Source organism: Pseudomonas sp. FG29 (assembly GCF_057809355.1).
In genome coordinates, this window is record NZ_JBMDJU010000001.1 from 51,094 (window position 1) to 71,713 (window position 20,620).

The 20,620-nt window shown below is 63.5% G+C and carries 21 protein-coding genes; 20 read left to right on the forward strand and 1 reads right to left on the reverse strand.

Annotated features, from left to right (window positions below):
- The first annotated feature begins 499 nt into the window (after positions 1 to 499).
- The 15 genes from ACODS1_RS00290 (at position 500) to ACODS1_RS00360 (ending at position 11,001) form a co-directional block, all read left to right on the forward strand.
- On the forward strand, positions 500 to 859 hold the full coding sequence (locus ACODS1_RS00290) for a phage holin family protein (protein ID WP_489084073.1): 360 nt from the start codon (positions 500 to 502) through the stop codon (positions 857 to 859).
- A complete protein-coding gene (locus ACODS1_RS00295) occupies positions 852 to 1,244 on the forward strand; it encodes an HNH endonuclease (RefSeq protein ID WP_489084074.1) in 393 nt (130 codons plus the stop codon). The genes ACODS1_RS00290 and ACODS1_RS00295 overlap by 8 nt, the downstream gene beginning before the upstream one ends.
- A 100-nt stretch (positions 1,245 to 1,344) precedes the next feature.
- Positions 1,345 to 1,869 carry a P27 family phage terminase small subunit gene (locus ACODS1_RS00300; RefSeq protein WP_489084075.1) on the forward strand — a complete coding sequence of 175 codons (525 nt, stop codon included), beginning with the start codon at positions 1,345 to 1,347 and terminating at the stop codon, positions 1,867 to 1,869.
- Positions 1,832 to 3,646 carry a terminase large subunit gene (locus ACODS1_RS00305; protein WP_489084076.1) on the forward strand — a complete coding sequence of 605 codons (1,815 nt, stop codon included), beginning with the start codon at positions 1,832 to 1,834 and terminating at the stop codon, positions 3,644 to 3,646. The genes ACODS1_RS00300 and ACODS1_RS00305 overlap by 38 nt, the downstream gene beginning before the upstream one ends.
- On the forward strand, positions 3,643 to 3,822 hold the full coding sequence (locus ACODS1_RS00310; RefSeq protein ID WP_489084077.1) for a hypothetical protein: 180 nt from the start codon (positions 3,643 to 3,645) through the stop codon (positions 3,820 to 3,822). Before ACODS1_RS00305 ends, ACODS1_RS00310 begins: the two co-directional genes overlap by 4 nt.
- 2 nt (positions 3,823 to 3,824) lie before the next feature.
- Entirely contained in the window at positions 3,825 to 5,096 is a 1,272-nt protein-coding gene (locus tag ACODS1_RS00315) for a phage portal protein (RefSeq protein WP_489084078.1), read from the forward strand.
- Positions 5,093 to 6,055 (forward strand): signal peptide peptidase SppA, encoded by a 963-nt coding sequence (gene sppA / locus ACODS1_RS00320; protein WP_489084079.1) that lies wholly within the window; start codon positions 5,093 to 5,095, stop codon positions 6,053 to 6,055. Before ACODS1_RS00315 ends, sppA begins: the two co-directional genes overlap by 4 nt.
- A 62-nt stretch (positions 6,056 to 6,117) precedes the next feature.
- Positions 6,118 to 7,437: a phage major capsid protein gene (locus tag ACODS1_RS00325; protein ID WP_489084080.1), complete on the forward strand. Its 1,320-nt coding sequence runs from the start codon at positions 6,118 to 6,120 to the stop codon at positions 7,435 to 7,437.
- A 57-nt stretch (positions 7,438 to 7,494) separates the two neighbouring features.
- Entirely contained in the window at positions 7,495 to 7,800 is a 306-nt protein-coding gene (locus tag ACODS1_RS00330) for a hypothetical protein (protein ID WP_489084081.1), read from the forward strand.
- Entirely contained in the window at positions 7,800 to 8,357 is a 558-nt protein-coding gene (locus ACODS1_RS00335; RefSeq protein WP_489084082.1) for a hypothetical protein, read from the forward strand. The genes ACODS1_RS00330 and ACODS1_RS00335 overlap by 1 nt, the downstream gene beginning before the upstream one ends.
- 1 nt (position 8,358) lies before the next feature.
- The gene (locus ACODS1_RS00340) at positions 8,359 to 8,904 is read left to right on the forward strand and encodes a head-tail adaptor protein (RefSeq protein ID WP_489084083.1); all 546 of its coding nucleotides are present in this window, start codon (positions 8,359 to 8,361) and stop codon (positions 8,902 to 8,904) included.
- Complete coding sequence (locus ACODS1_RS00345) at positions 8,901 to 9,506, forward strand: hypothetical protein (RefSeq protein ID WP_489084084.1); 606 nt, start codon at positions 8,901 to 8,903, stop codon at positions 9,504 to 9,506. Before ACODS1_RS00340 ends, ACODS1_RS00345 begins: the two co-directional genes overlap by 4 nt.
- Positions 9,506 to 9,973 (forward strand): hypothetical protein, encoded by a 468-nt coding sequence (locus ACODS1_RS00350; RefSeq protein WP_489084085.1) that lies wholly within the window; start codon positions 9,506 to 9,508, stop codon positions 9,971 to 9,973. The genes ACODS1_RS00345 and ACODS1_RS00350 overlap by 1 nt, the downstream gene beginning before the upstream one ends.
- A gap of 9 nt (positions 9,974 to 9,982) precedes the next feature.
- Entirely contained in the window at positions 9,983 to 10,165 is a 183-nt protein-coding gene (locus ACODS1_RS00355) for a hypothetical protein (protein WP_489084086.1), read from the forward strand.
- A gap of 62 nt (positions 10,166 to 10,227) precedes the next feature.
- A complete protein-coding gene (locus ACODS1_RS00360) occupies positions 10,228 to 11,001 on the forward strand; it encodes a phage tail tube protein (protein WP_489084087.1) in 774 nt (257 codons plus the stop codon).
- A gap of 39 nt (positions 11,002 to 11,040) precedes the next feature.
- Here the strand turns inward: ACODS1_RS00360 and ACODS1_RS00365 are convergent, their stop codons facing one another.
- Positions 11,041 to 11,298, reverse strand: a complete 258-nt coding sequence (locus ACODS1_RS00365) for a hypothetical protein (RefSeq protein WP_489084088.1) — start codon at positions 11,296 to 11,298, stop codon at positions 11,041 to 11,043.
- A gap of 179 nt (positions 11,299 to 11,477) precedes the next feature.
- On the opposite strand from ACODS1_RS00365, the gene ACODS1_RS00370 reads away from it, so the two are divergent.
- Genes ACODS1_RS00370 through ACODS1_RS00390 form a run of 5 tightly spaced genes read left to right on the forward strand, consistent with a single transcriptional unit; the run spans position 11,478 to position 20,527 of the window.
- Positions 11,478 to 11,996 (forward strand): DUF4124 domain-containing protein, encoded by a 519-nt coding sequence (locus ACODS1_RS00370; protein ID WP_489084089.1) that lies wholly within the window; start codon positions 11,478 to 11,480, stop codon positions 11,994 to 11,996.
- 55 nt (positions 11,997 to 12,051) lie between these two features.
- The gene (locus tag ACODS1_RS00375; RefSeq protein ID WP_489084090.1) at positions 12,052 to 15,483 is read left to right on the forward strand and encodes a tape measure protein; all 3,432 of its coding nucleotides are present in this window, start codon (positions 12,052 to 12,054) and stop codon (positions 15,481 to 15,483) included.
- On the forward strand, positions 15,483 to 15,920 hold the full coding sequence (locus ACODS1_RS00380) for a hypothetical protein (protein ID WP_489084091.1): 438 nt from the start codon (positions 15,483 to 15,485) through the stop codon (positions 15,918 to 15,920). The genes ACODS1_RS00375 and ACODS1_RS00380 overlap by 1 nt, the downstream gene beginning before the upstream one ends.
- 42 nt (positions 15,921 to 15,962) lie before the next feature.
- A complete protein-coding gene (locus ACODS1_RS00385) occupies positions 15,963 to 19,541 on the forward strand; it encodes an RHS repeat domain-containing protein (RefSeq protein WP_489084092.1) in 3,579 nt (1,192 codons plus the stop codon).
- The gene (locus ACODS1_RS00390; protein WP_489084093.1) at positions 19,541 to 20,527 is read left to right on the forward strand and encodes a hypothetical protein; all 987 of its coding nucleotides are present in this window, start codon (positions 19,541 to 19,543) and stop codon (positions 20,525 to 20,527) included. Before ACODS1_RS00385 ends, ACODS1_RS00390 begins: the two co-directional genes overlap by 1 nt.
- The last annotated feature ends 93 nt before the right edge of the window (positions 20,528 to 20,620 follow it).

A 20,620-nucleotide genomic window follows, 5' to 3' on the forward strand; every position in this document is an offset into this window, starting at 1 on the left:
GCTGGGCGTGTCCTACCTCCCCACATTCGCTAGGTGCACGTATGTGCATGCACGGCGCGTGTGTACACGCGCACGCGTGCATGCGCGCTCACACTATCTATTAATTTCTTTAGATAAGTGGGGAGGTGGGGAACAGTCAGTAGGGATGCAGGGTGTAGCGTTGTCTCACCTGAAAACGAGGTGCGTCATGTGGGGTTGCGCCTGCGGCGCGGTAGCCGGTGGGTGTTATATAGGCGGCGCATTCCGGGCGCTTTTCCGGCGCATTGCTGGTGCTTTGCTGGGGTGGCAGCGTTCTGCCCTTGCTGCCACCGGAATCGAGGGGTATAAATCGGGCATCTTCGAAGAAGTCCGCTAAGGCGGGCTTACCGCAAACCCGGCCACCGCGCCGGGTTTTTTGTTTATGGCGCCCCGGTGGTCGCGGCGCCTGGTGCAGGGATGCACCTACCCATTCGAGCCTCGGCAGTTGCCGGGGCTTTTTTGTTTCTGGTGCGAGGTGTGTATGTCGAGTGAACAACAGGTGCACCAGACCATCGCCGACCTGCCGACGTGGCTGCTGATTCTGGTTGCGCTGGCTGGGCTGAGCGGTGAGATGTGGCGCGCTGACGTGGCGGGCTATGCGCTGGGTGTGCTGGTCAAGCGGGTGCTGTTGCGGTTCGGTGCGTCGGCCATCTTCGGCCTGGCGACGGTGCTGCTGGCCACGGCTTGGGGCTCCAGCCTGCTGACCTCTGCCGCACTCGGCAGCGTGGTCGCCTGCCTCGGCGCCGATATCGCCAGCGGGATCTACGCGCGCTGGCTGGCCAAGAAGGCTGGCATCGACAACCTGCCGCCACCGCCTGCGATTGTGGTGCGGGATGAGTAAGGCTAAGCCGCTGACCTCTGCCGCGAAGGGCTACGGCTACCGCTGGCAGCAGGCGCGGGCCGACCATCTGCGCCGGAATCCTCTGTGCGTGTTCTGTCGTGACAAGGGTCGGGCAGTGGCTGCCAGTGTGGTCGACCATATCAAGGCGCCGCGCTTGGGTGATGCCAAGCTGAGCGGCGATGCCGAGCGCATCGCCGATGCCTGGCGCCTGTTCTGGGATCGCACCAACTGGCAGTCGCTGTGCAAGCTGTGCCACGACTCGACCAAGCAGCGGATGGAGAAGGGCGGCCGGCTCGGCTGCTCTGACTCGGGGCTGCCGCTCGATCCGCGCCACCACTGGAACCGCCCGGCCCAGGCTGCCAAGCCAGGGGTAGGGGGGGGTTAAAAACTTTTCGCCGCCCGAACCTAGAACGACGTCTGGAACCTCGTGTGCAACGCCGGGAAAAATGGGGGGGTGGGGGCTTCAGACTTTGGAGGGTTGATCGATGGCCGGGAATGCCAATTCAGGCCGGCCCCCGCTGCCGGCTACCGTGCACATGCTGCGCGGCGACCCCAGTAAACAGGGCATGGCTGCGCTACAAGCGGCTGCGCAAGCACCCGCTGTGCCGGTACAGGCCCCGCCTAAACCCGACTTCCTGAGCCCCGAGGGCGCTCAGGAATGGGATCGCGTGACCGAGGCTCTGCTAGCGCTGGGCTGGGTCAGTGAGCTGGACATGATGGCGCTTGCCTCGTACTGCGAGGCGGTGGGCGACTGGGTGCGGTTCCGCCGCAAGATCGCCGACCTGAACGCCGAGATGGAGGGCGACGGCGACGTGCAGACCTTCAAAACCGGCGCCCAGCAGATCAGCATCTGGCGGCAGCTCGCCAACGACGCCGAGCGCCGCGCGAACCAAGCGGGGGCGCTGTTCGGCTTTTCCCCGGTTGCGCGCCGCGCCATGAAGGCGCTGGTGCCTCAAGGCGAGTTGTTCCCCAATGCACCAAGAGACGCTGCTGACAAATACTTCAGCTGATTGCCGCGTACGTGGCTTCGCCGTCGCCGTACTGGCTCGCCAGATCGTGGCTGGGCCGGATGTCCGCAACGCCTGCCAGCGGCATCTGAACGATCTGGAACACGGGCACCAGCGCGGCCTGGTGTGGGATCAGGCTGCGGCCGACCGCGCCATCGGCTTCTTCGAGGATGTGTTGTGCCTCAACGGCGGCGACTATGAGGGCTCGCCGTTCCAGCTCGCGCCATGGCAGGCGTTCGTCGTGGGTAGCCTGTTCGGCTGGTACGTTGACGACGGCGTGCGCCGCTACCGCTTGGCCTATATCGAGACGGGCAAGGGCTCTGGCAAGTCGCCGCTGATCGCGGGTATCGGGCTGTATGGCCTGGTGGCCGATGGTGAGCAGCGCGCCGAGATCTACGCCGCCGCGACCAAGAAAGATCAGGCCATGATCATGTTCCGCGACGCGGTGTCGATGGTCACCATGTCGCCCAAGCTGCAGGCGCGCATCGAGCAGAGCGGCCGCAACGAGAAAATCTGGAACCTGTTCTACCCCAACACCAACAGCTTCTTCCGTGCCATCAGCAACGATGATGGCCAGTCAGGGCCGCGCCCGCACATGGGCCTGCTGGACGAGGTGCACGAGCACAAGACGGCCTCGGCCGTCGAGATGATGCGCGCTGGCACCAAGAACCGCCGCCGCGCCCTGGTGGCGATGATCACCAACAGCGGGTCGGACAAGAACAGCGTGGCCGGCCAGTATCACGATTACGGCGTGCGCGTGTGCCGTGGCGATGTCATCGACGACACCTTCTTCGCCTTTATCTGCTCGCTGGACGAGGCCGACGATCCGCTGACCGACGAGGCCTGCTGGCCGAAGGTCAACCCGTCGCTCGACTTCATCCCCGAGGGGCGTACCGATGGCATTCCGGGGCGTCGCTACCTGCGTGAGCAGGTGGTGGCGGCGCGTGGCCTGCCGGCGAAAGAGGCCGTGGTAAGGCGGCTCAACTTCTGCCAGTGGACTGCGGCGGAAAATCCGTGGATCAGCGGCGACGTTTGGTTGGGCGCAGCAGAGCGCGTGCCCATGCGGATGCTGCGCAATCGGCCGTGTGTGGCTGGGCTCGACCTGGCCAGCACCACCGACCTGACATCGTTCGTGCTGGAGTTCTACCCGACCGAGGCTGACCCGCACTGGCGGCTGCTGCCGTACTTCTGGATACCCGATCACGACTTAGAAGGCCGTGAGAATCGCGACCGCGTTCCGTACCGCGTGTGGATCGCCGAGGGGCATCTGGAGACGACGCCGGGCCGGGCCATCAGCAAGCTGCATGTGCTGCGGCGCCTGCAGACGATTTGCGCGTATTTCGACGTGCGCAAGATCGGCTACGACCGTTGGCGGATCGAGGATCTCAAGCAGCTGATGATCGAGCACGACATCGAGCTGCCGGAGATGGAGCCATTCGGCCAGGGCTACCAGAGCATGTCGCCGGCCGTGGACGAGTTCGAGCGTCGGCTGCTGGGTATGCCGCCGCAGCAGCTCGACGACGACGGCAACGTGATCGATCTCGACCCGGCTGACTATGAGGTGGTGGAGACGTTGCGGCACGACGGCAACCCTGTGTTGACCATGTGCGCGGCCAACGCCGTGACCACCTCCGACCCGGCGAACAACCGCAAGGTCGACAAGGCCAAGTCGAACGGCCGCATCGACGGCATCGTCGCCTCGGTCATTGCCACCGGCATCAGCGGCTCGGCGCCGCCTGGTGGCGGAACATCCATCTACGACAAGGGCGTGGGCATATGAGCCGGCTGCTACAGATCCTTTCCTGGCTTGCCGGGCTGGTGGGCTTCGGCCTGCTGGTTGCGGGCGTGGCTCAACTCAACGTGCCGGCTGCGTTCATCGTCGCTGGCCTCGGCCTGCTGGCCTGGTCGCTGCTTGCTGACCGTGCAGCGGCTGCCATCAAAAACCAAGGGGGCTGAGCATGTTCTTTTCGAGCCTGCGCGGCACCGGCCAACAGGGCACGCTGGAGAGCTTCGGCGACTTCTGGCGCAGCCTGATCGGCTCTGGCGGCGGCAACAGCGCCGGGGTATCCGTCACGCCCGAGACGGCGCTGGGCGTGCCCATCCTGCACAACTGCGTCACCCTGCTGGCCGAGACGCTGGCACAGCTGCCGCTGGAGGTCTACGAACGTAAGGACAAGGGCCAGCGTGAGTCGGCCATCAACCACCCGCTCTACGACGTGCTGCGCTACCAGCCCAACGGCTTCCAGACGCCTTTCGAGTTGATCGAGTGCGGGCAGATGGCATGCGGCCTGCGCGGCAACGGTTACTCGTGGATTGACCGGCGCGAGGATGGCAACGTCACGGCGCTGTGGCCGCTGGACAACAATAAGGTGCAGGTGCTCAAGGGCGGCGACCTGCTGCCCTACTACCGCGTTGGCACCTCTGACCCGGTGCCGGCGCGGATGATTCACCACGTTCGCTGGACATCCACCAACCATTACGTGGGGCTCTCGCCCATCGAGTTGCACGCCGAGACGGTGGGCATGGCTCAGGCCATTACCCGCTATACCGGCAAGTCGTTCGCCAATGGCGCCACGGTATCCGGCGTGATCGAGCGCCCGCGTGAGGCGCCGCCGATCAAGGATCAGGCGAGCGTCGACAAGCTGGTTGAGCAGTGGGGGCAGAAGTACAGCGGCATCGACAACGCCAAGAAGGTCGCGCTGCTGCAGGAGGGCATGACCTTCAAGCCCATCTCGATGACCAACGTCGATGCCGACGTGGTGAACGTGCTCAAGCTGACCGGCACCAACATCGCGCGGATCTACAAGATCCCGCTGCCGATGGTGAATGACCTGGAGAAAGCGAACTACAACACCATCGAGCAGCTGCTGATTCAGTTCGTGGTGTTCGCCCTGCTGCCGTGGGCCAAGCGCCACGAGCAGGCAATGATGCGCGACTTCCTGCTGCCGAAGGATCGGCGCACGTACTTCATCGAGTTCAACCTTTCCGGCCTGATGCGCGGCGACCAGAAAAGCCGCTATGAGGCCTACGCCATCGGCCGCCAGTGGGGCTGGCTGTCGGTCAACGACATTCGCCGGCTGGAGAACATGCCACCCGTTCCGGGCGGCGACCTGTACCTGCAGCCGCTGAACATGGTGGACGTGAGCAAAACCGCCGACCTGACAAACCCCAACGTGCGCGCGCAGCTGGAGCTGCAGGTCGCCGATATCACGAGGATTCTCCAGCAATGAAACGTCACTTGAGAGCGTCCAGCCTGCTGTTCAATCAGCCGCTGCTGGTGACGCCTGACATGCTCGACCTCGGCGTGAGCTGGGCGAACCGGGTCATGCACCTGAACATCATCAACATCGGTGCCGGCGCTGGCGGTGACGCCAAGCTCTGGAATGACGCCGATGAACCTGGCTACACCTCGCGCATTGAGCGCATGGAGGAAAGCCGCCGCGCTGCCATCGGCCGTACCGGCGTCGAGGTCATTCCGGTGAGCGGCATTCTGGTGAGCCGTGGCGCTCACCTCGATGCCTGCGAGGTCATGACCAGCTATGAGGATCTGCGCCGCCAGTTGCGCACGGCAGTGGCTGACCCCATGGTCGAACGCATCGTGCTGGACATAGACAGCCCTGGCGGCTCTGCCGTTGGTGCCTTCGAGCTGGCCAGCGAGATTCGCGCCATGACTCAGCAGAAGCCCATCACCGGCCTGGTCAACTTCATGGCTTACAGCGGTGGCTACCTGCTGGCCTCGGCCTGCAGCGAAGTGGTCATGAGCCAGACCAGCGGCGTCGGCTCCATCGGTGTGATCGCCAAGCACCTCGACCGCTCGGCGATGGAGGAAAAGGCCGGCGTGAAGGTCACCACTGTGTATGCCGGTGCGCATAAAAACGACCTGAGCCCGCATGAACCGCTCACCGATCAGTCGTTGAAATTCCTCAACGACCTCGTGCAGGAGAGCTACCAGATGTTTGTCAGCGCCGTGGCCGAGTATCGCGGCTTGAGCATCGAGCAGGTCAAGGCCACCGAGGCGGCGTTGTACCAAGGCCAGCACGGTATCGCCGCTGGCCTGGCTGACCGCATCCAGAGCCCACAGGATGCCGTCGACCACCTGGCTCGCGCCGTGGCCGAGAGCCGCGCAGGGCGTGGCGCTGGCGGTATCTCGGTACGCGCCCGCGCTGCGGCCATTCAATCCCAACTCTGACCGCGTTCGCGGCAGTCACCCAAGCCCGCCTAGTGCGGGCTTTTTCATGCCCAGGAGGCAGTATGTCCCTTGTACTTCAAATGCGTAGCGAACGCGCCGAGCTGAATACCAAGCTGCAGGCGCTGGCAAAAATCGAGGCAACTGGCGGTAGCCTGAACGCCGAGCAACTGACCGAGTTCGCCAGCCTGGAAACTCAGATCGCGGATCTGTCCGCCAAGATCACCCGTGCCGAGGCTGCCGAGAAAGCGGCGGCGCTGACTGCGGTGCCGGTCGAGGAGGGCGCTCAGGGCGCACAGAGCCCGCCTGCCGGCCGGATCGAAGGCCCGTTCACGCCCAAGCCTGTGCCGGGCATGAAGGCCGGTCAGATGGTGCGCCTCCTCGCTGCTGCGCAGGGTAACCAGCAGGTTGCCGCGCAGATGGCGAAGGACGGCAACTTTCCCGGCGACGTGTATATGGCGCTTTCCACCGTGACGCCAGGTGCTGGCGGTGTGTTGGTGCCAACCAACATGGCGGCCGAGGTGATCGAGGCGCTGCGCCCGGTTGCAGTGCTGCGCCGCATGGGTGTTACCAGCCTCCCGCTGGTGAATGGCAACCTGACCATGCCTCGCATCACCGGCAACACCGTGGTGACCTACATCGGCTCCGAGACGGATATCCCGGTCACCGGTATGACCTTCGGTGACACCAAGCTTTCGGCCAAGAAGGCCGCAGCCTTGGTGCCTGTATCGAACGACCTGATTCGAGTGCAGGGCGTCAACCCGCGTGCCGATGCAATTGCGGCAAACGATCTGGTGACCAGCATGGGGCTGTCGCAGGATCTGCACTTCATCCGCTCCGATGGTTCGGGCGATCTGCCGAAGGGGCTGCGCCACTGGGCCATTCCGCAGCACGTTGTGCCGGCGCCGGCCACTGCTACGCCGACCCTGCAGCAGATCGATCTGTTCCTGGGCGGCCTGATGCTTCGCATCGAAAGCGCCAACGTGGTCATGAACTCCTGCGGCTGGCTGATGAATCCACGCACCCTGCGCTGGTTGCAGTCGCTGCGCGATGGTAACGGCAATAAGGCCTACCCGGAAATCGAGCAGGGTTACTTGAAGGGCTACCCGGTAGGTCTGACCAACCAGATCCCGGTGAACCTGGGCGACGACGGCGACGAGTCCGAAATCTACTTCGTCAACTTCGCCGACATGATGATCGGCGAGGACATGGACATCATCCTCGACTTCAGCAAAGAGGCTGCCTACCAAGTTGGCGGGCAGTGGATCAGCAGCTTCCAGCGCGACCAGACCCTGGTGCGTGCTATCGCGCGCCACGACTTCGGCCCTCGCCACGTCGAGTGCATCGCGGTCGGCATCGGCGTGAAGTGGGGCGCAGGCATGTGATCCGCCGCCCTGCCTTCGGGCAGGGCCCTTTCTGTTTCCCATATTCAAGGTGATGACATGAGCAACAAAAAAGTAATGGTGGTGTTCACCAAGTCCTGGCGCGGCTACTCCAAGGGCGAAAAGGCTGGCTTCGACGATGGCCAGGCCAAGGCCTTGGTGGATGGCAAGGTTGCCGAACTGGTGAAGGGTGGTAAGGGGGCGGCCAAGCCGTCCACTGACAAGGGCGGCGGCCAGGGTGGCGCTGCCAAGGCCTCCAGCGGTGAGGCTTCTCAGGAAGCTGGCAGCACTGATCAGACCCCGGCCGCCGATGACCCCGCGTCCGCCGATGCTGAATCGGGCGCCGACGACGAGCCCAAACCCTAATGGCCCGCCGCATCGCGTACACGGGGGCGGCAGCGATCACCGTGGCCGAGGTGGCGGCACAGTGTCGGGTAGAAGCTGATGATCTGCAGGCGGATCTCGTCGAGCAGGTCATCATCCCAGGCGTCACGACTCAAGCCGAGGCGAAAACTGGCGCGGCCATTCGGGCTGCTGAGTACGTCGAGGAATGGCCCGAGTCTTACGGCTCGGGCCACGCGCTCGACGTTGGCCAGGCGAGCGAGGTTGTGAGCATTGGCCGTGTGGAGAGTGACGGCAGCGTTACCGACCTGCAGCCGTTGCCCGCGCATCGTCTCCAGCAAGGCCAGCGCGAGAGCTTCCTGCACTTTCCGCAGGGGCGCCCGCCTGGCCGCCTGGTGATCCGCTACAAGGCCGGCGCGGATCTCGCCGCGTATCCGGGCGTGAAGTCGTGGCTGCTGATGGCAGCGGCTACTGCGCACGAGTTCCGCGAAACGCTGGTGGTCGGCACCATCCTCGCCGAGCTGCCTAGCCAGTTCACCGACTCACTGTTGGCCGAGATCGAAGTGCCACCGAGGTTCTGACATGAGAGCAGGACGATTGCGCTCCCGCGCCACGCTGCTTGCGCTGGGTGACCAGCTGCAGGTGGTCGAGCTGGGGCAGCGCTGGGTAGACATTCGCACGAAAGAGGGCGCCACCCCGGCGCCTGCCGGGTTACGTCAGAGTTCCCTGGTGGAGATCCGCGCGCGGTTCTCCGACATTTTCCGATCTGGTCGCTACCTGCAGCACGGCGGCCGGCTGTTTCACTTGGTCAGCCCGCGTCCGGTTGGTAATGGCGCCGAGCTGGTCGTGTCCGCCGAGGAGCTGGCGGGCACACCCGCCACCTACACCGCAACGCCAGGCGCCACGGCGCTGCCTTGTCGGGTGTTCCTGGCCTATGGCGTCAGCCGTCCGGGGCAGTTCTCCGGGGCTGTTGAGCACGTGACCGAGCTGGAGGCGGCGGTGGTTGAGGTTGGCCGGCCGCAGCCTGGTGCTGTGTTCGAGGTCGATGGCGTGGCCTGGCGGGTGGCTGGCCTGGTCGAGACCGAGGATGACCGCGTGGTGCGGCGCATGTGGGTTAAGAAGGTATGAACCGCATCGACGTGAGCCTGCCGCCCTTCGAGGGCGGCGCCGCTGCTTTTGGCATCGACGAAAAGCGCTTCGCCCGTATCGAGATCAACTCGACCAACCGGGCGGCGCGCTGGGTCAAGCGGGTGCTGCTGGTGGAGCCGTTTTCCAAGGCGACCGGTGTGCGGCGCGTGATATTCAATGACCGCATTCGGCTTGACCTGGCCAACACCAACCGGCCCGAGGCGAGCATCGTGCCGTCGTCGGCCAGCATACCGGCTCGCTGCTATCGGCACCGGGCGGACGCTCTCAGCGGCTCCAAGATCCGCGCGCGGGTGCTGGTGGACTGGTGGCGCGGTGAGAAGGTCGCGGCCGGCTTCATCAACCCGGCCAGCGCCCGCAAGTTGCCGCTGGCCACGCGCAGTGTGCGCGAGCGCAACGTGCGGCCGACCACCCGCAATCCTGGCGTCAAGGAATACCGGTACGACTACGTAGTGCCGCGCGATGCCAACGGCCCATCGGCCGCCGCGCTGTTCCGCGTTGCCGTGGATGACGGCACCCGCGAGAAGGCCGCCGAGCGCCTGGCGCTGGAGTTCAACATCGACCTCGATAAGGAACTGTTCTGATGCAACTGATCGCCACGCGCGTGACCGACTTCCTGGCCGGGCAGCTTCGCCGGGTCACCGCCGCCAACGGCTACCCGCTGGATCTGGCCGGGGTGCACGTTGGCCAGTTCTATGAGGATCTGCCGCAGGGCGAGCCGCTACCGCTGGCTACGTTGGTGGCGGCGTCCACCAGTGATGCTGTCACGCCGAATGGTGTAGTGATGTCTGGCATGCGCGGCCGGGCCTATCAAGTCGAGGTCGTCGTTAACTTCGACCAGCATCCCGACATTGAGCGGCATGCGCTGCTCGATCTGATCGAGTGGGGCATCGGCCGCGCTTTGCGCGAGCGGCCCCCGCCTGAGCTGCGCGGGATGCTGCAGAGCGTCACCCTCGGTGACGTGCAATTCAACTATCCGGCGCCTGGGCATTCGCTCGCCATTGTGCAGGCCCAGGTCAACGCTGTTTTCGTCGAGCAATACCAACCCTAGGAGGGTGATATGTCCAACCCCAAAGCAACCCATGCCTTCACCTTCCGCGAGGGCGGCAAGGTCACGCTGTACAAGAAAGGCCAGGAGCTGAGCGGCGCTGCGCTCGCGCATGCCCAGGCCAACGGCTTCGCGCTGAAACCTGAACCGGAAAAGCCCAAGGCCGAGGCCAAGCCAGCCGCTGAGCCGAAGTAACCCGCCATCCAGCCCCGCTACACCTGGCCACCTGCGCCGCTCTCTGACATCGAGGTAAACCCATGAACACCGTTCCAGACGCCAGCCTTATCGGCTACGGCGATATCTTCACGCGCGCCTATCAATCGCAGAAGGCGCTACTGCCCTTGGGCAACACCAGTGAATTGCAGATCGCTCACACCGAGGATACGCAGACGCTGCCCAACTACATCACGGGCGTCGGCAACCGTAACAGCACCTCGCGCGTTACGGGCGTAACCGCCAGCTTCACCGTGTACGACCCGAACGCCCGAAACCTGGCGATGATGGGCCGTGGCACCATTCGCGGCGTGTCGGCCGGGGCGCTCACTGCGCCTGAGGCGCATGTGTGCGAGGGGCTGCCGGGTGAGCTGATCCCCTTCGACAACCTGCCGGACACCTCGGTGGCGTATGAGATCAAAAGCCCCGATGGTGCGACTACCTTCGAGGCGGGTACGGACTACCTGATCACGCCTTACGGCATCCAGCTCACCAGCGGCACCACGATCAGCAATGCCGGCATCACGGCCATGTACACCAAGCTCAAGGCGGATTTCGTCGAGATGCTGACCAGCTCGCAACTGGAGCTGGAGCTTTACTTTGCCGGCCTCAACGCCGCGCAGGGTGGGGCGCCTACCCCGGCTCGCCTGCACCGCTTCAAGCCTGGCTTGGTTCAGAGCCTGCCGCTCAGTGGCACGGCCTATGCCGCCTATCAGGTCACGGGCGAGCTGCTGGCCGACATGCGCGTGACCAGCGTGGACGGCTACGCCACGCCCATGTCGCAGTTCTACACCTTGGGCATGAAGGCTGCGGCCTGATGACAGCGAGCCCGGCGCCTTGCCGGGCTCGTACCTTGTTTAGGTTCGCCTGGTATGTTGTACGAGATCTGAGAGGTCGCGGAGTACGCCTTCTTCAGCTGAGTCTGCAGCTTGAATCAAAACGAAGTCTTTACCTGCTTGCTTTAGCTTTTCATGAACAAGCGGAAGCTCAGCTTCGGCTTGAAACGAGTGCAGCATTTCCCTTGCAGTGAAAACGCCGCTTACCGCCAGCTTCTCGGCGGCATCGACGACGTTCTGTTCTGTGGTGATCAAGTAAAACGGAAATATGGCTTGCATTAGGACATCCTTGGCGAATTGGTGAAATCTGGTTTTGCAATAGGTCGGAGTTGACCTCTGCCTATGTAACATACGAAAGCCGGTCGATGGCCCTTTGAATACGGAACCCGGCCTTGGCCGGGTTTTCGTGCTGCCGTCGTGGTGTTAGATTCCCGCCGAGTGAATAGGGAGGGAATCCGATGCGAATACTGATGGTTGTCTTGGCAATGTTGCCGCTTGCTGCGGGCGCAGCCTCTGTAAACAAGTGTGTTGCCCCCGATGGGAAGATCCTATTCACGCAGGCTGCTTGTCCATCAGGGCATGCTGGGGAAGAAGTAGCCATTAGGCCTGCCAATGGCAAGAACAATTCTGCCAATGAGCGACTTGGCCCGCCTGCTGATAAGTACGTACAGCCCCTAGACCTTAGTGGAGATGTCCGGCAGCAGGTCAGAAAAATTAAGGCTGTGGTGGATATTGGCCGTATCAAGGCCCGCGAATGTGACTGGGACTTGAAGGTACACAAGAGTCCAGTGAAGTGCATGGATTTGCTGGCGTACATGGTTGAAGGCTCAACCTACAGTCAGGCAATGGAGCGTGCTGCAAGCTTCACGCCTGATGAAATTGCCCAAGCTAAGCCCGAGTTACAAAGCATACTGAGGGCGGTGGACGATATTTTGGAAGCCAAAGAGTTGGCTTTGACTTACGCCAATACGCCCTGATAGTGAATATCTAGAAACCCGCTTCGGCGGGTTTTTTATTGCCTGGAGAAAAGTGATGTCCGTTCGTGATCGCCTGATCCAGCTCACCCTGCGCGCCCGCAACTTCCTGAGCGGCGACGTGGCGCCGGCTACCGAGTCGATGCGCGAGCTAACCGAGGAAGGGCGCCGGCTCAAGGCGAGCATGGACGAGGTAGGCCGCGCCCGTGGCCTGGCTCGCACCCTGCGCGATAACCAGCAGGCCACTGAGGGTTTGGCGCGTAGCCAGGCCGACGCCCGCGCGACGCTGGATGACCTTACCCGCGAGATTGGCGAAAACGCCACCGCTACGGCTGGGCAGCGTATCGCCCTGCGCGAAGCGCGGCGGACGCTGGGGGAAGCCGAACGCGCCTACAAGCGCAACCAGCAGGCCATCAAGAACACCACCAGTGAGCTTAAAAAGCTGGGGGTGGATACCGACAACGTGGTGGCTGAGGAAAAGCGGCTTACCAACGAGCTTGAGGATGGCAAGCGGGCGCTGGCGTCCAACCGTGAGGCGATTCGCGAAAAGCGCGTTGAGGAAAAGAAGGCCGCCGACACGGCCAAAGAACACGCCGAGCGCGTGGATGCAGCAAAAAGCGTAATGGCGGATGCCGGTCGTAAAGTGCTGGCGTTCGCAGCGGCTTACGTGTCCCTCAACGCCGCTGTGGGTTTGGTGCAGCGTGGCCTTTCATTGGTTGCGCAGGGCATTCGCGCGGTTGCCACTGATGGAGCCGACAAGCAGGGCGCGCTCGCGCAACTGGAGGCCACGCTGGCTTCCACAGGCCGGCAAGCCGAGTTCACGACCAAACAGTTGCTGGACATGGCCGATGCCATGGAAGCCAGCTCGATGCTCACCGCCGAGCAGGTGCAATCGGCGCAGGCGCGTTTGCTGTCTTACACCGACGTGGCTGCGAAGGAGTTCCCGCGCGCCCTGCAGATCGTGATCGACCAGCAGCAGCGGCAGGGCATCAGCGTTGAGCAGTCCGCTGAGATAGTCGGCCGCGCTCTGCAATCGCCTTCTGAGGCGATGGCAGCGCTGGGCCGGCAGGGCTTCAAGCTGGAGGACAACCAGAAGCGCCTGCTGAAACAGCTGGAGGCTACCGGCAAAACGGCCGAGGCCCAGGCCATCATCATGGACATGCTGACCGAGGCCTATGGTGGCTCGGCAGCGGCGGCGCGGATGAACACCTTTCAGGGGTTGCTCAAGGGCATCTCTGATCGCTTTGGCGACTTCGCTAGCCGTGTCGGTAACTCTGGGGCCTTCGACTTCATGCAGCGCAAGCTGTTGGAGTTGAGTGACAAGCTGGACGAGATGGCCAACGATGGCCGGCTGGATGCATTGGCCGAAGCGTTGAGCAATGCATTCATTGACGCTACTGAACGGGCGGAGGAGTTTGCCAAGAAGCTGCTGGATGTGGACTTCAGCACATTGACCAGCGACGCCAGCCGCTGGCTCGATGACTTCGGCGAGAAGCTCGACACCGCCGGTCGCTGGATCACTTTGATCGCCGCGCCATTCCGGGTGCTGGTTAATGTGGTTACCGGCGGTATCTCGGCAATAGGGATGGCCTTCACCGGGCTTATCTCGGCATCGCTGACTGGCATGGCTCTGATTGCGCGCGCGATCCCTGATGCCTTCGGCGGGCAGAAGATCGTCGCGGGGCTTGAGAGTGCGCGTGACACAGCGCTGAGCATGTTTCAGATGTTGGCCGGCCAGGTAGCTCAGGACGGCCGTGATATTGCCGCCACCTGGGACAGCGTGGCCCAGGCCGCAGAAGGCAGTGCTGACCGCCAGGCCAGAGCTGCAGCGAAGGCGGCAGAAGACACCCACAAGTCGATGCAGAAAACGGGTGAAGATATCGCCTCGTTCTTCCGCTCGAACATCACCACGCTCGAGCAGGCGCTGGCTGCGATCAGCTTTGCCGAGACGGCGGCAGATCTCGCTGAGATCGAGAAGGCGCTGGGTGACTCCAAGCTGACCACCGAGGAACTCGGCGCAGCGATGGAAGCGCTGGGGCAGAAGCGTGGTTTCGTTACTGTCGCGGATGACGCCAGGCGCACCACCACCGAGCTGGAGCAACTGCGCAAGGAACAGGCCCGGCTGAAGGCTGAGTACGATGCTGGCAACATCACGCTGCAGCAGTGGCAGGACGGCCACAACGCTGCAGCCGAAGCCATCCGCAAGCTGGAGAGCGAAAGCGCCAAGGCGACCGGCACCATCAAGGCTGTTGGCCGTGAGCTGAAAACCCTTACCGATGTACAGCGCGCTATCAGCGATGCCAAGACGGATCGCGATATCGCCGCCATCCGCACGGCATTGCAGGCGCTGTACAGCACCGGGCAGGTGACGGCGGCGCAGTACAACGCCGAACTGACCAAGCTGAACGCCCGTCAGAAGGAGCTGATTCAGGCCGTGCAGGCCGGCAAGAAAGCTCAGGACGACAAGAACAAGTCAGACCAGCAGGCCATCGTCACCAGCGAGCAACTGCGCCGCGAGAGCGGCAAGCGCATGGAAGCCGAGCGCCGCGCGGGCGATGAGGCGATGCAGCGCCGCCGCAAGGAATCCAGCGACGCGCAGCGCGACATGGGTGCCATGGAGGGCTTCTTCAGCGGTGTCATGAGCCGTGCACGCGAGCCGGTGGCTGCGTTGAGCCGTGGCGCGCTGGAGCTGTACGACCGCCTGCGCGGCTTGAACACGGCGGCGCCGAGCATCGATACCAGCGGGCTAGACGCAACGCGCACCAGCTTGGAGTCGGTCACCAAGGCGCTGGAGGCGGTGCGCGCCGACCTAGCTCGGCCGATGCTCAGTAGCCTGGGGCGCTGGTCGCTGGAAACGCAGCGCGACAGCCTGGCCACTCAGCAGGCATTCCTGTCGCAGAAGAAAGCGCTGCAGTCGCTGATGCAGGACTACGAGCGCGGCGGCCTCAGTGCGCGGCAATTCGTGCGCCAGGCAAGCGGCATGAAGGACGCGCTGAGCCTGCTCGATGCCTCCGACCTGAGTGGCCTGGAGTCGGCTATCGAGGCCGCGAACCAGCGCATGAAGCAGATGGGCGACTCGACGCGCGGCACGCTTGAGAGCCTGCAGGACGAGCTGGACGGGTTGCAGGGGCGCACGGACGACATCGAGCGTCGCCGGTTTGCAGCCCGCCGGCGCGAGCTGCAGGCGCAGCTGGCCGAGGCGCAGGCGGGCGGGGATGCCCAGGCTGTGGCGAATGCCAGCAAAGCACTCGGCCTGCTGCGGCAGATCGAGAGCGAGAGCGCGCAAGCCCGCCAGGCTGAGGAACAGAAAAAACGCATGGAAGCGCAACAGGCCGCCCAGCCCGCTGCACAGCAAGCTGATCAGGCACCGAGCAAAACCATTCGCCTGGAGGTGCCAGGGCGCGGCGCTGTTGATGTTGGCGTCAGATCGGATGCGGACGAAACCAAGCTGCTAACCCTGCTGGAACAAGCCGGCTTGAGGAGCCTGTAATGCAACTGACCCTTGATGACCTCGATCTGGCGGACAACCCCGACCTGGGCGGCGAGCAGATGGAATGGGTGGACGAGTTCGATTGGAACAGCATCGAGCAGGAGCAGGAACGCTCGCTGACCGGGGCGCTGATCGTGCAGGAGGGCGTCAAGTTATACGGCCGCCCGATCACGCTCAGCAGTAACAACGGCGCCTGGTTCACCTTGGCGAAGGTTCGCGCCCTGCAGGCCATGTCCAGCGTGCCGGGCGCCGTGCATCTGCTCACGTTGCCGACTGGCGATCAGTATTACGTGACGTGGAACCGCGTAGCCGGCCCGGTGGTGCAGGCCACGCCCGTTCACCGCACCGTCGCCCCCGGGCCGGACTGGCTCTACCAGCTCACCCTGCGTTTGATCACTGTCGCGCCACCGCCGACCGAACCTGACCCCGAACCCTGACAGCCCGCCCCGTGCGGGCTTTTTGTTGCCCGGAGATATGGCATGACCATCGCCGCAACTGACGTAAAACTGCTGCAAAGCGAACGCCTGACCGACGAAGCCGACGGCGGTGGCCGCGCCACTGGCAACGCCGTGGTCGACGGCCAGGTGAACAACGTGTTCCCCGACATCAGCCGGCTCGACCGCACGACGGGGCGCATCAACCTGCGCAAGCTGTACGGCGGGCCGATGACGCAGAACGCCGACGCCTACCTGGGTGCCCATGGCATCGTCACAAAGGCGCCGGCCGACCCGCGCGTCAGCGTGCTGCTGTTCAATACCGGCAGCCAGACCGACATGCGTAGCGATGCGCGCAATGCAATCGAGAGCTACGTCGCGGCGGCGACCACTGCGCAGTTCGAGCTGCTCGGCACTCAGTTGGCCGGGCAGCGCGCGATCGCGTGCGTTCAGCGTGAGGAACAGCGCGTGCCTGAAATTGGCGATGTGTTCCAGCTCGTCACCGCCAGCGCCTCGCAATACGTGCGCGTGACCGGCGTGGACGCCAGTCTGGAACAGTTCACCTACGACTACGGCAACGGCAACTTCGTGAACTTCACCCGGCGCCGGCTCGATCTGCAGATCAGCGCGCCGCTGCTGAACGAGTTCCCCGGTGGCCAGGTCACGCCTGCCGGCACCTCGGGCACGTCGCTGAGCGGCGCCGCGAAAGCGCGCGTGCTGAGCACCCAGGTAGCCGACGCCGCGCGTTACTACAGCATCAGCCCGCTCGCCGAGGCTGTTGCAGCCGGCGCGCTCAATCTGAAGGTGCAGTCGGTTTACAGCCAACTGGTGCCGAGCACCACGAAAGAGTCGGCTCTGGTCGACGTGCTGGGCGGCTACCAACGGCAGATCTACGTACCGGCGGGGCCGTCCCGTTCGGTCGCGCTCACCGTTGCTGCCGGCGCGCTGGCGGGCGAATCCCGCACGTTCCTCGGCACCGGTTGTGCGCCTGGCACCCTGACCATCGTGGCCAATGGCGGCACCTATGCTGACGACAGTAAGGGCGGCCTGCGCTTCGTGAGCGGCAGCAACTGGCTCAGCTCCGGCCGCGTGGACTACCAGACCGGCGAGATCACCCTTGCCCGCACCGGCACGAGCTGGACGGGCAGTGCCACCGGCACCTACCGCCCGGGCGCCGCGGCGACGGGCGACACGATTACCGGCGAGGTGGAAATCAGCCTCGGCAATCGCGGCTATGTGTACACGCTGAATCTGTCCGGCGCATTGCCTCGCGCTGGCACGCTCAGCGTCAGCTACATGGCATTGGGCAAGTGGTACGAACTGCGTGACCTGGGTGACGGCCTGCTGACCGGCGAGGGCGCCGGCACCATCACCTTCGCCACTGGCTCGGTATCGCTCACACTCAACGCGCTGCCTGATGTCGACAGCTCGCTGGTGTACAGCTACGTCAGCTCGGCGGACAACGCCATCACCGAGCGGGCTGGCGGCAGCATCGTGCCGAAAATCGAGGTGCGCTACACGCTTCCCGATGGCGGCGTGCTGCCTGGCTCGTTCTCGGCCACCTTCACTGCCGGCACCGTGCGTACCCTCACCGATAACGGCCAGGGTGTGCTGAGCGGCACCGGTGGCACCGGCACTATCGCCTATGCCTCGGGCGAGGTTGTGATGGTGCTTAGCGCCACGCCTAGTGCTGGCATTGCCTACACCTGGCAGAAGGGCGCACTGAACAGCGGCAGCGCCTCGGTCTCCAGTGACGGCAGTGGGATGACGACATTCACCATCCCGGGCGCCCCGCTCAAGCCCGGTTCCGTGCGCGTGGATTGGATGACCACCCGTCGGCAGGCTGCGCCCGCAATCAACTGGAGCGTGATTGAGGCAGGCAACGTGCTGCCGGTTTACGACGGTTATCGCGACGTGGCCAACGTCGCAAACGACAACGGCAACGGCGGCTGGCAGGGTGGTCGTGCTGGCAGCATCAACTACACCACCGGGCAGGTCACCCTGCAGGTGGCGGCGCTGTATGACTACACCGAATACACTTACACCAACCGCGCCACAGGCTCGGGTTTTCTGCGCAAGACAGAGCCCGTACTGGTCACGACAAACGTACAACTGCGCGAGCAGTTCGGCGGCACCCTCACGCACGCGGCCCAGGCCGACAGCGTGAGCACGGATCCGCAAACCGCCAGCCAGGCCCAACCGCCGATCACGCTGGAGCTGCTGCCCGGCGTGGCCGAGCCGATTGTGCCTGGCTCGCTGCTGTTCAGTTGGAATGGCTCGGTCTACTGCGACCGCTCGGGCATTCTCTACCGCGACGTGGCCAGCAACACCAACGGCGGCACGGCGGTGGGTGCGGTCAACTATGCCGACCGCACCGCTACGGTGAACAGCTACAGCGGCAACGCCACTGGGGCTGTCACACTGCTGGCCTGCCTGACGGCAGCGGTGGGCTTCAGCGTTACGGCTGCAACCTACCGCACGCCAGGTGCGCCGCTGCGTGCGGGCAGTATGCAGGTCACGGCGGTGCGGGCCGATACCGGTGCCGTGGTAACGGCGGTGAGCAACCTCAACGGCGAGTTCAGCACCGGCATCATCCGTGGCACGGTCGACGCGACCACCGGCATTACGCGGCTGACGTTCACCACCAACCCTGCGGACGATACCGGCGCAAGCGACATCCCGGTGATTCCGCTGCTGTTGCGCTACAACGCTACTGTGCAAACGCGGCTGCCGCTCGACGCCGGGCTGCTGGGGCTCGACCCTGTGCGCCTGCCTGCTGATGGTCGCGTGCCGATCTACCGGGACGGCGACGTGCTTGTGATCCACCACACCGCCGAAACCGTGGTGGCCTCGCCAACGGCTGGCGGCACGCTGCAACTCGACCGCGCGCAGCAGGCTGATATCGAGGTGGTGGACGGCGCCGGCACGGTGCTGCGTGCGGCATCGTTCACGGCTGATCGCGAACTGGGCACCGTCACCTGGGCCAACCCGCTCGTGTTGCAGGACGAGGAGGGCAACCCTGTGGGCCTGCCGCTGATCGTGCGCGACCGCGTTGAGCACATGGCGATGTGCACCGAGGTGCAGATTACCGGTGCGCTGGGCATCAGCTCGCCGCTGCCGTGGGATCTGCCAGCCGGCGAGGCCATGGTGTCGAGCGCGGTGGCGTGGGGTGATTTGCAGTCGCGGATCCACACGTGGTTCACGCAGCAGACGTGGAGCCAGGGCGCCCCGAACTGGACTGATGCGCCCATCGGCAACACCACGACGGCGCAATACAACCGGCTCAGCTACCCGCCCATCATCACCAACGCGGGTGCAATCGACGGCAAGTGGGCGCTGGTGTTCAGCTCTGCTACCGCGTTCAGCGTGGTCGAAGAGAAGCTCGGGGTTATCGCCACCGGCAACACCAGCACCGACTGCGCGCCGATCAATGCCCTGACCGGGCAGCCGTATTTCACGATTCGGCGCGACGGCTGGGGCTCCGGGTGGGCGGCCAGCAATGTCGTGCGTTTCAACACGGACTCGGCGCTAGGCCCGATGTGGTGCATCCGCACTGTCATCAGCGGGCAGGGCACGGTGGACGATGACAAGTTTGAACTTCAGGTAAGGGGGGATGCGGACTGATGGCCAGGATCTATCATCGGGATCAGGCCGGCGCGCCGGCCGTTTATTCATCCGCAGCATATGCCGTTGCTCAATTTGCGAATTTCAAGGAAGTTTTAAAGGCATGCTTGGTCTCTGGATACGGAAGTGCCGCAGCGGCAGGCTGGGAGTTAATCGCGGAGGGCACTAACCATATTGTACTTCGCAATGGGTCGCATTCTGGGTATGTGTGCTTCACTTGGCTGACGGGTGGTGTGCTACGGGTTTATGTTGCGGATACGTTTGATGGAGTGAATGGCTCTGGCGTTATCCTTGGTTCGGGTGTAAAGACTGGTATTGCGGCTAATAATGCAACGGCTCATTCCATAGGCTTGACGTACTTTGCTTACTCTGCTGGAACCAGTTCGTGGTATATGGTTGCCGATGAAAGAACATTTATCTTTTCGTGGGTGGCGAATAGCGGTGTCGTTTCAATGACAAATGCTGTTTCGTCTAATTACCCATACACAATCTATGTGGGAGAAGATACTTCAGGCAATTTTATGGTTGTTGGTGGAGAGCGAACAAATTCAACCGCCAGCGGCTTTCCTACTTGTTACTTCGGGTCAGGCTGCGGCTTGACTTCCTTGAGAAACCCCAGCACCGGCTTGCTTGTAGATACCGGGTCGATCTCGTTTAAGATCCATGGGGTTTCAACTCCGGCAAGTGCCTCCGCGCCAGTCGACAATGATACGTCAATTTCGCTTTTTAGTCGGTTGACTCTAGGGCGGGCTGGTTGGTATGTCCCTAATTACTTCTGTGGGCAGTTTCGCGGTATTGCGATATCTCCTGAGTTGTTTGTCTTGAGATACGGCGATGCTGCGTCTAGTGCGTTATCTGGCTTGGGTATGAATACACGTGAGGCGGCCAGAGTTTTTGATCTTGGGGATGGTTATAACTACTTTCTACGAGTTGGTGCGTTCTATAATAGTATGTTTCTTGTGACGGATAATCCGGGGTATTGGTGATGCAGGTTGCACACGCTGAGAATCTAATAATCCCCGGTTATGTTAGCCCGCCTTTCATATCGCTAGCTTTCAGGCTACTCCGCGATGGGGAGG

What these genes read in the sequence shown, in the direction of transcription:
- ACODS1_RS00290 (WP_489084073.1), top strand. Translation starts at nt 500, where the DNA reads ATGTCGAGTGAACAACAGGTGCACCAGACCATCGCCGACCTGCCGACG.
- ACODS1_RS00295 (WP_489084074.1), top strand. Translation starts at nt 852, where the DNA reads ATGAGTAAGGCTAAGCCGCTGACCTCTGCCGCGAAGGGCTACGGCTAC.
- ACODS1_RS00300 (WP_489084075.1), top strand. Translation starts at nt 1,345, where the DNA reads ATGGCCGGGAATGCCAATTCAGGCCGGCCCCCGCTGCCGGCTACCGTG.
- ACODS1_RS00305 (WP_489084076.1), top strand. Translation starts at nt 1,832, where the DNA reads ATGCACCAAGAGACGCTGCTGACAAATACTTCAGCTGATTGCCGCGTA.
- ACODS1_RS00310 (WP_489084077.1), top strand. Translation starts at nt 3,643, where the DNA reads ATGAGCCGGCTGCTACAGATCCTTTCCTGGCTTGCCGGGCTGGTGGGC.
- ACODS1_RS00315 (WP_489084078.1), top strand. Translation starts at nt 3,825, where the DNA reads ATGTTCTTTTCGAGCCTGCGCGGCACCGGCCAACAGGGCACGCTGGAG.
- sppA (WP_489084079.1), top strand. Translation starts at nt 5,093, where the DNA reads ATGAAACGTCACTTGAGAGCGTCCAGCCTGCTGTTCAATCAGCCGCTG.
- ACODS1_RS00325 (WP_489084080.1), top strand. Translation starts at nt 6,118, where the DNA reads ATGTCCCTTGTACTTCAAATGCGTAGCGAACGCGCCGAGCTGAATACC.
- ACODS1_RS00330 (WP_489084081.1), top strand. Translation starts at nt 7,495, where the DNA reads ATGAGCAACAAAAAAGTAATGGTGGTGTTCACCAAGTCCTGGCGCGGC.
- ACODS1_RS00335 (WP_489084082.1), top strand. Translation starts at nt 7,800, where the DNA reads ATGGCCCGCCGCATCGCGTACACGGGGGCGGCAGCGATCACCGTGGCC.
- ACODS1_RS00340 (WP_489084083.1), top strand. Translation starts at nt 8,359, where the DNA reads ATGAGAGCAGGACGATTGCGCTCCCGCGCCACGCTGCTTGCGCTGGGT.
- ACODS1_RS00345 (WP_489084084.1), top strand. Translation starts at nt 8,901, where the DNA reads ATGAACCGCATCGACGTGAGCCTGCCGCCCTTCGAGGGCGGCGCCGCT.
- ACODS1_RS00350 (WP_489084085.1), top strand. Translation starts at nt 9,506, where the DNA reads ATGCAACTGATCGCCACGCGCGTGACCGACTTCCTGGCCGGGCAGCTT.
- ACODS1_RS00355 (WP_489084086.1), top strand. Translation starts at nt 9,983, where the DNA reads ATGTCCAACCCCAAAGCAACCCATGCCTTCACCTTCCGCGAGGGCGGC.
- ACODS1_RS00360 (WP_489084087.1), top strand. Translation starts at nt 10,228, where the DNA reads ATGAACACCGTTCCAGACGCCAGCCTTATCGGCTACGGCGATATCTTC.
- ACODS1_RS00365 (WP_489084088.1), bottom strand. Translation starts at nt 11,298, where the DNA reads ATGCAAGCCATATTTCCGTTTTACTTGATCACCACAGAACAGAACGTC.
- ACODS1_RS00370 (WP_489084089.1), top strand. Translation starts at nt 11,478, where the DNA reads ATGCGAATACTGATGGTTGTCTTGGCAATGTTGCCGCTTGCTGCGGGC.
- ACODS1_RS00375 (WP_489084090.1), top strand. Translation starts at nt 12,052, where the DNA reads ATGTCCGTTCGTGATCGCCTGATCCAGCTCACCCTGCGCGCCCGCAAC.
- ACODS1_RS00380 (WP_489084091.1), top strand. Translation starts at nt 15,483, where the DNA reads ATGCAACTGACCCTTGATGACCTCGATCTGGCGGACAACCCCGACCTG.
- ACODS1_RS00385 (WP_489084092.1), top strand. Translation starts at nt 15,963, where the DNA reads ATGACCATCGCCGCAACTGACGTAAAACTGCTGCAAAGCGAACGCCTG.
- ACODS1_RS00390 (WP_489084093.1), top strand. Translation starts at nt 19,541, where the DNA reads ATGGCCAGGATCTATCATCGGGATCAGGCCGGCGCGCCGGCCGTTTAT.